Consider the following 7,715-nt stretch of genomic DNA (forward strand, 5'->3'; position numbering starts at 1 on the left):
GAAATGACTTGATTATTTGGTAGAGTTCCACACGTTTGTTAGTATCTTTAGGGAGATTTTCTTTAACCGCTTTCCCACAATTTGGACAGGCAATGTAATTCACTTCTTTCCTAATAAAGGTATATTCACATTTCTTATTTATACACCTCATAAGTTGCCAACCTTTCTTTAAAAGAAGCCAAAGTACCTTTGTGCTCTGGATGCTACGCGAATTCCATTATAGCGTGTAAGTGAGATCCAATAAAATTTATCATACATATCCTTCATGACATGGGAATAAAACTTATATGTTGGGAGCGATATGGAAATGAGAATACTGGGAATTCCACCGGATCCAAGTCCTAAAACAATGCCACATAATATATCTTTTAGGTAGTCTTTTGTCACAGCTTCATAATCTTCTAAAACTAGACTATCTTCTAAACGACTTATAAAGTCATAAGCCGTATCTACACCTGTCAAAATTAATTTTGTATTTACAAAGTTGTTGTAAAAATCTTTTATGCTTTCTTGTAGTGTATTTCCATCAATTACTTTTTTCAAAATATCTGTCAAATTATTAGTTTTTTGTAAAAAATCAGCCTCTCTAAGGGTGGTAGCACCATCCACTAAGTTTACGAGAGCAGTAGATGTTGCCAATGCAGCAGAACCGTTTTTAGTAGATTTCAAATAGGTGTCGTAAGCCTTTCTATCGTCATTTGTGATCCAAGCACTAAAGTATACATCGTTGGAGATAGTCTTATCTACAAAATATTGTAGACCATCCCTAATATCAATAAAATGAGACATAAACATATACTTAGTTTCTTCATAGATAACTTTCGAATTAGGGTCTCTTTTCTTATTCAGGCTTGCCATTTCATAGGCATATGCTCATAAATCTGCGCTAGTACGAGAGTCTTCACTGACCTTTGAGGTATTAGCGTCAGAAAAAACCGTATTCCAATCAATATTTGTAGTTTTATTTTTATTAACAGGATGGGTAGAAGCAGTAGCTGAACTTGTTAGTATTTGTTGTAGTTCTTCATAAAATTTTGATTCCTTCTGTGGTATATCTTTTAAATCATCAATAGATATTCCAAAGGGATAAAGTGTTTTATTAATTTCCATAAATTCTGCCATTATTGCTGATGCGTATTGAAGATCGGTCAAATCATTTTCATATTGGTTTTCTGTAGCGAAAACAGTCACAGGGAAATTTGTTATAAGGATTGAAATAATCAGAACTACATTAAATATTTTTTTTGGTATTTTCTTCATGTTAACCTCCATCTCGACTCGCTCCGCTCTTCGAGTCAAATAGTAATGAAAACGGATGCGGATTTTCGTTTATAATAAAGATAGGAGAGGCACACTACAAAGCACGGTGGGCTGAGTTGTAGGAAACCTCAATTGTTTAAACCAGTATGTTAATTAGTGTAAGGCCAAGGCATTCAAGCACAAATGAGTGGAACTATAGAAGTCCGAACACTAATCATTGTTTTAACAAATCCTGTTAAATGCTGCCTCGGCCAGTCACTGCCTCTCTGCTACTTTTAGAAAGGGGCGAAGAATCATGAAAGTCGTTTATCCCATTTGTTGCGGTATTGATGTGCACAAAAGCTTTTTAATAGCTACCATCATTACCACAGAAGCTGGCGAATTAACGCCACACTATCAGAAAAAACGATTTTCAACTTTTAACAACCAGATTTTGGCATTGAAAGACTGGTTGTTAGAATGCAATTGTTATGATGTTTGTATGGAAAGTACGGGCAAATATTGGGTCCCAGTTTTCAATTTACTTAAAGGCGTGATTCATGTCACGATTGCGAACCATAAATGGGTTCGTGCAGTAAAAGGAAATAAAGATGATAAAAAGGACTCAAAATGGATTGCCGAACTTTTCCGTATGGGTTTGGTAAAAGGCAGTTTTATTCCTGCAAAAGATATCAGACTACTTCGCGAGTTTACTCGTTATCGTACGCGACTAGTTAGTCCCCATTCTAGTGAGAAGAACCGTCTTCAAAATTCCTTTACCGGTGGTAAAGTTGCGATGGACTCAGTAGTTTCTGACATGTTCGGTGTTAGTTCCAAGAAAGTTCGTGATTATTTAATTTCCACTAAAAATTTTGATCCAGATCACGTAGTTACTTTGCTTCACGGACGAATGAAGCAAAGAGAGCCAGAACTGATTGAATCCATTGGGGGCTATAGTTTCACTGATGAACAAATTCTATGAATCCAGATTATCGAAGAACATAAGATTTATCTCAACAATTCAATCGATTTTCTTGACCATCTACTAGAACAAATTGTTGAACCATATGAACAGGACATTCAACCGTTAGAGACGATTCCAGGTATTAGGCGTCAATCTGCCATCCAAATTATCTCTGAAATCGGTGTAGATATGTCCCAATTCGCATACTCAAAACGATTGTGCTGTTGGGCCGGTTTATCTCCTAGCAGTAATGAATCCGCTGGGAAGAAGAAATCTGTTCGGATTTCACGTGCTGGTGTTTACTTGAAGCCGACACTCGTTCAATGTGCACACGCTGCCGTAAAAAAGCAAAAGAAAAAAATCCCTATTACCGTTCAAAGTACGAGCGTATTTACAAACGACGTGGTAAGAAGCGTGCCATCATAGCAATAGCACGGATGATACTTATTGCTATCTACCATATGCTTTCAACTTGGGAGGTTTGGAATCCGACTGACTTATATAAGGTTGATATGCCAGACAATCTTATTCAAAAGAAGAAAGATAAAGCCCTTAAACAAGCGACCAAACTACTCATTTCAGAAGGTTTCTTACCAGATGATTTCGTTAGGAAAGACTTAGCATCACTCATCTAAATAACATGTTTATCGTCAAACCTGCAGTTTTTGACGTTTATTTGGTATGTGTTTTGTTTCTTGAAGTGCTTCTGATTCTAGATGACTTGGTTTTCACACTAGCCACCCTCCTTTTTTAATTTTTATTTTGACTGAACATTTAATCTTATAGTATGAACATAAAATTATACAAGTTAATAAAGATTTTTATCCAATTTTTTACATCGCCATCTAAAATAAAGATCAGTCAAGTCATTTAATACTACCGCCAATATGAGCCACCAAACTCCTATATAATAAAATATAGTTTTATGATAGAGTAAAGGAACAGACAAGTTTCTTTTTTTGAAAAGGTCTAAATAGTAAGTAAAAAAATTTGGAATAAAAATTTTAAACATTAATGTCGTTATGAAAAAAATTAACCTAGATTATTCATAGTTTTTAAAATTGCACACAAAAAAGCCTATCTATCACTAGTTAGGCTTTTTTTATTGTACACCATTTAGGTGTACAAAAAGAACACACCTTGTGTTATTGTTAAGTTGCGAAACCAACAAAGAAAGGAGTGTTCTCTATAATGACTTTACAACAAACTTCGCTATTATGCAACTCTAATTTTGAACTTTCAAACAAAGGTGGTCAACTTTCTTCTGATGCTGGATTGGTTCTTGTTAAAGAGTTTATGGAAAAAATTCAATTCGAGGACTTATTGAATACGCATGTCCAATTTGAAGATGCTAGAAAATACCATAAATTCACGCAAAACAACTTATTCCAACAGCTACTGTTTCAACTTATAGCTGGTTACCGGAATGATTCTGCCACTGAAATTCTAGGTAATGATCCTCTATTTTCTCAATTACTCCAAGCAACTGCCTCTCAGCCAACACTTTCTCGATTTATTAATTCAAAACAGATACAAGATAACGACATGGTTCATAATCTTGTAGAGCGTTTAGCACAATTATTGATAGAAGAAAAAAATCAACAGAATATGATTATTGATGGTGATTCTACGCACTCAGATACCTTCGGTAAACAAGAGTCTAGTGCCTATAACGGTCATTACAATGAAAATGGGTTCCACCCACTGGTTTTCTTTGAGAGTACTACAGGAGTATTGTTAGGAGCCCAACTTCGTCCAGGAAATGTATACACATCCTACCAATCCGAAATATGGTTAGAGCGTATTCTTAAACCGTATGTGGCTCAAGGAAAAAATTGTTTATTTCGTGGAGATAGTGGTTTTGCTAAGCCAGAGATTTACGATTTGTGTGATAAGCAGGGGGTCAAGTTCGTTGTTCGCCTAAAGGCAAATCCTAAATTAAAGAAGCTAGCTGAGGGACTAGTTCTCTATGGTGATAAAACAGATATCACTTCAGAAGAGGTCCAGTGGTTTTCTGTAAAAGAGTATCAACCTAACACTTGGAATCGCCCTTATCGTGTGGTGATTAAAGCTACTCGTCCCGCAGGTGAACTGCTTTTTAAACATGAATTTTTAGTCACCAATTTAGAGGAGCTATCAGAGAAACAAATTTTTCCAATGTATCAAAAAAGAGGAACTATGGAAAATTTTATTAAGGAAGCAAAACACGGTTTCTTCTTTGATAAAACTGATTCTTCTAATTTTCAAGCAAATCATTTCAGAATGTTATTGAGTAGTGTAGCTTACAATATTATACAGCTAATGAAACACTTGGTGTTTCCAGAAACAGAACGTAGCCTTACTGTTTCGACTATTCGTTTTCGATTTTTTCGTGTAGCTGCAAAATTTGTATCCCATGCAAGAAAAATACAGATTCAACTGTCTAGTTCACATGTGTTTCAAGAGATATTTTGGAAAATATTAAAAAATATCCACAGACTCAAACTTTTTTCCAGTTAGCTTACGAGTATAATTGATTTTAAAAAATTCTAGTAAGACCAAGGGATTCGTGTGCTCATTTATCTATCAAAATGAGAAAACAATACTAATTTTTGAAAATTTTAAGCGACCTACTCTGAAAGAAGGCCGCTTTTTATATTTGGTTATAAACCATGGCGTAGATTTTATACTTTTGTCTTTAAAAAGTCCTGACATTTTATGGTATGAATAATTCGGGATTAATGTTAATCTTAAAATTTTAAACCAGACAGATTTAAACAGCCATGCTTTTTCTTTTTTAAATTTTTTAAAAGGTTTATAGCGGTCAAAAGGCATAAAAAAAACTAGAAGCAACAAAAGAATATTAGAATTGCTATTCAATCTCATGCTATTCATGATAAGAGAATTGTAATGCATTCCATCATGCAAAGGGTAAGTTATCATAGATAGGAATATAAGAATAAAAGCAGATCTGAATATTATGTAGTATTTGTTTTTTTCAAATCTTAAACAGGTTTGAAATGATTTGATTATTTGGTAGAGTTCCACACGTTTGTTAGTATCTTTAGGGAGATTTTCTTTAACCGCTTTCCCACAATTTGGACAGGCAATGTAATTCACCTCTTCTTTAATAAAAATATAATCACACTCCTTATTTGTACATTTCATAAATAATCAACCTTTCGTTAATAGAAACCAGAGTAACTAGATACATGATATTTCAAATGTTCTGAAGAAATTTGGAAAAATTTTAATGATAGTGAATTATTTAATATAAAATATTTGTTTATATATCGTAACTAAATAAAACATCGTTATAAAATTTAAAAAAAATAACGATAATAAAAAGAGAGGAAAGTGTTTATGTCAATCAAATTTGGTTATGCCTCTGATAAAATACCAATTAAGAAAAATAGTTATTTAAGTGGCTACTATCCTATCAGGAAATGTAAGGGTATACATGATTCTTTATATGTAAAAAGCAACACGTTTTATGATGAAAAAAATGGTACTTATTATTTTTTTGTTGCAATAGATGTTATTGGAATTGATGGAGTGCTTAAGAAAGTAGTGGAAGATATGTTAGCTAATGATGTGCTTGATTGCTCTTTTAATGTATTCTTATCAGCGACCCATACTCATTCTGGACCAAGTGGTTTAATTGAAACCAATAAAGGATTTAAAACAGGATTGGCAGAGATTTTTGGTGAGTATGATAAAGAGTTTAATCGACTATTATCTTGTACTATTGTTGCTACTATCAAACAAAGTATAAATAATCTGACAGATTTTACCTACAGTTTGTATCAAACTTCTATTGAAGGAGTTGGATTAGATCGTCATAACCCTAAAGATCCGATTGATTCGTTGTTAGCATTGATTGAATTAGAAACGAAAGAAAATCAAAGAATTGGTATCGTAAACTATTCTTGCCATCCAACTGTTCTGTCCCATGAAAATAAGGATATTTCAGCTGATTATCTATTTGAGTTTTACAATCAATCAGAAGGTGAGTTTAATCAGATATCATTTGTTAATGGAAGTAGCGCTAATATTAGTACGAGGTTTACAAGAACTGAACAAAGTTTCCATCAAGCAAAGATATTTGGAGAATCTTTATATAAACAGTTAATCAAAAAAACCAACACATTAATTGAGAAGAAAGTTCTAAACAAGATTGAAGTAAGAAACTATTCTACAAAGTTAAAAACTAAGGATTTAATAGGCATATCCGTCGAGCAACTTAATAACGAAATAGCTGACTTATCTAAAAAAGAGGATAGTTGTCAGAGCTCGAAAGAAAGAAGATTGTTATCTGCAAAGGTTGAAGGATTAAGAACGACAATAAATATGAAGGAGGCCTTAAAGAATACCCAAGAAATAGACGTTCACTACACCATTGTTCAATTTGGGTATGTATTTTTAGTTCTCTTACCTGCAGAAATAACTTCTGAATTAACAAAAAACATTAGACAAAAGCACCAATGTTTAATCTTTAGTTTAACCAACGACTACCTATTTTATTTGGTGGAAGAAGAAAAATATGTAGACAATACTTATGAAGCACAAAGTAGTTTTTTTGCAAAAGGAGAAGCGGAGAAATTACTAAGAGCGATAGATGAACAATTAGAAACTTTTTCTAATCGGTAGGCAAATATCGTAAAATAAAACTGTCAAGGGGGGCTTAAGATGAGTCAGTCAAAAGATGAGATTGTAAAATATCTAGATTATTTAACAGCTACTTGGACCAGGGTTGTTGAGTCGGAAGTAGAGCCAATTGATCAAGCAACAGAACTGATTTTTGAAAGTTGCAAGAATGGTGGTCGTTTTTATGTTTTTGGTTCAGGACATTCACACATGATTGCAGAAGAAATCTATATCAGAGCAGGGGGATTAGCTTATGTGAAAGGCATCTTACCCCCAGAATTAATGTTACACGAAATGCCTAAAAAGAGCACATATCTAGAGAGATTAGACGGTTACTCTGAAAGTATTTTAAAGCTATATAAAGTAGAAGCAGGCGATACCTTAATGGTCGTTTCTAACTCGGGACGCAATAACATACCGGTAGAAATGTGTTTAAAAGCTAAAAAATTAGGTGCAAAGGTTATTGCATTAACATCCATGGCACATTCAACCAACGTATCTTCAAGACACACCTCTGGAAAAAATATTTATGAAATTGCAGATGTAACCATTGATAGCCATGCACCTATGGGAGATGCTGCTTATCGAATAGAGGGAGTTGACGCTGATTTAGGCCCAACATCAGACTTTACTTGTATTGGAATTGCGCAAGCAATTATTATAGGTGTTATTACACGTCTTAAGGAAGCAAATGTAGAAATCCCAGTATTTAAAAGCTCAAATTTAGATGGTGCAGACGAATACAATGATTTTTTATTTGATAACTAAAACTTGAAACATAAAAAAGCGTGTCTAACCCTTGATATACCTAACTTTTACGCCATAAAAATAGCATGAACCTCTCCAAATTGGTAAAATAGAGTTATCAAAAAACCATCTACCAAGG

At 33.7% G+C, this 7,715-nt stretch carries 9 protein-coding genes; 6 read left to right on the forward strand and 3 right to left on the reverse strand.

From position 1 onward, the window contains the following. Positions 1–168: 168 nt before the first annotated feature. Both NPA36_RS06010 and NPA36_RS06015 read right to left on the reverse strand, forming a co-directional pair. Entirely contained in the window at positions 169–795 is a 627-nt protein-coding gene (locus NPA36_RS06010; RefSeq protein WP_256945216.1) for a hypothetical protein, read from the reverse strand. Positions 796–873: 78 nt separating this feature from the next. Further along, on the reverse strand, positions 874–1,260 hold the full coding sequence (locus NPA36_RS06015) for a hypothetical protein (protein ID WP_256945217.1): 387 nt from the start codon (positions 1,258–1,260) through the stop codon (positions 874–876). Between the two features lie 295 nt (positions 1,261–1,555). Between NPA36_RS06015 and NPA36_RS06020 the strand changes: the two genes are divergently transcribed. From NPA36_RS06020 to NPA36_RS06030, 4 genes are all read left to right on the forward strand, one after another. Next, positions 1,556–2,221: an IS110 family transposase gene (locus tag NPA36_RS06020; protein WP_256945218.1), complete on the forward strand. Its 666-nt coding sequence runs from the start codon at positions 1,556–1,558 to the stop codon at positions 2,219–2,221. 159 nt (positions 2,222–2,380) lie between these two features. Further along, positions 2,381–2,629: an IS110 family transposase gene (locus NPA36_RS10270; RefSeq protein ID WP_407932787.1), complete on the forward strand. Its 249-nt coding sequence runs from the start codon at positions 2,381–2,383 to the stop codon at positions 2,627–2,629. Beyond that, complete coding sequence (locus NPA36_RS06025) at positions 2,527–2,838, forward strand: IS110 family transposase (protein ID WP_256945219.1); 312 nt, start codon at positions 2,527–2,529, stop codon at positions 2,836–2,838. Before NPA36_RS10270 ends, NPA36_RS06025 begins: the two co-directional genes overlap by 103 nt. A 556-nt stretch (positions 2,839–3,394) precedes the next feature. After that, a complete protein-coding gene (locus NPA36_RS06030) occupies positions 3,395–4,702 on the forward strand; it encodes an IS1380 family transposase (protein WP_256945220.1) in 1,308 nt (435 codons plus the stop codon). A 66-nt stretch (positions 4,703–4,768) separates the two neighbouring features. Here NPA36_RS06030 and NPA36_RS06035 read toward each other — a convergent pair whose 3' ends face one another. Then, on the reverse strand, positions 4,769–5,350 hold the full coding sequence (locus NPA36_RS06035; RefSeq protein ID WP_256945221.1) for a hypothetical protein: 582 nt from the start codon (positions 5,348–5,350) through the stop codon (positions 4,769–4,771). 195 nt (positions 5,351–5,545) lie between these two features. Here NPA36_RS06035 and NPA36_RS06040 point away from each other — a divergent pair, with 195 nt between their 5' ends. Then, positions 5,546–6,832 carry a neutral/alkaline non-lysosomal ceramidase N-terminal domain-containing protein gene (locus NPA36_RS06040; RefSeq protein WP_256945222.1) on the forward strand — a complete coding sequence of 429 codons (1,287 nt, stop codon included), beginning with the start codon at positions 5,546–5,548 and terminating at the stop codon, positions 6,830–6,832. A gap of 39 nt (positions 6,833–6,871) precedes the next feature. Then, positions 6,872–7,597 carry an SIS domain-containing protein gene (locus tag NPA36_RS06045; RefSeq protein WP_256945223.1) on the forward strand — a complete coding sequence of 242 codons (726 nt, stop codon included), beginning with the start codon at positions 6,872–6,874 and terminating at the stop codon, positions 7,595–7,597. The last annotated feature ends 118 nt before the right edge of the window (positions 7,598–7,715 follow it).

This window comes from Granulicatella seriolae, assembly GCF_024543085.1.
Lineage (GTDB): Bacteria > Bacillota > Bacilli > Lactobacillales > Aerococcaceae > Granulicatella > Granulicatella seriolae.

Coding starts and splice junctions, on each gene's coding strand:
- NPA36_RS06015 (WP_256945217.1), bottom strand. CDS start 1,260: ATGAAGAAAATACCAAAAAAAATATTTAATGTAGTTCTGATTATTTCA.
- NPA36_RS06025 (WP_256945219.1), top strand. CDS start 2,527: ATGTGCACACGCTGCCGTAAAAAAGCAAAAGAAAAAAATCCCTATTAC.
- NPA36_RS06010 (WP_256945216.1), bottom strand. CDS start 795: ATGTTTATGTCTCATTTTATTGATATTAGGGATGGTCTACAATATTTT.
- NPA36_RS06045 (WP_256945223.1), top strand. CDS start 6,872: ATGAGTCAGTCAAAAGATGAGATTGTAAAATATCTAGATTATTTAACA.
- NPA36_RS06020 (WP_256945218.1), top strand. CDS start 1,556: ATGAAAGTCGTTTATCCCATTTGTTGCGGTATTGATGTGCACAAAAGC.
- NPA36_RS06035 (WP_256945221.1), bottom strand. CDS start 5,350: ATGAAATGTACAAATAAGGAGTGTGATTATATTTTTATTAAAGAAGAG.
- NPA36_RS06040 (WP_256945222.1), top strand. CDS start 5,546: ATGTCAATCAAATTTGGTTATGCCTCTGATAAAATACCAATTAAGAAA.
- NPA36_RS06030 (WP_256945220.1), top strand. CDS start 3,395: ATGACTTTACAACAAACTTCGCTATTATGCAACTCTAATTTTGAACTT.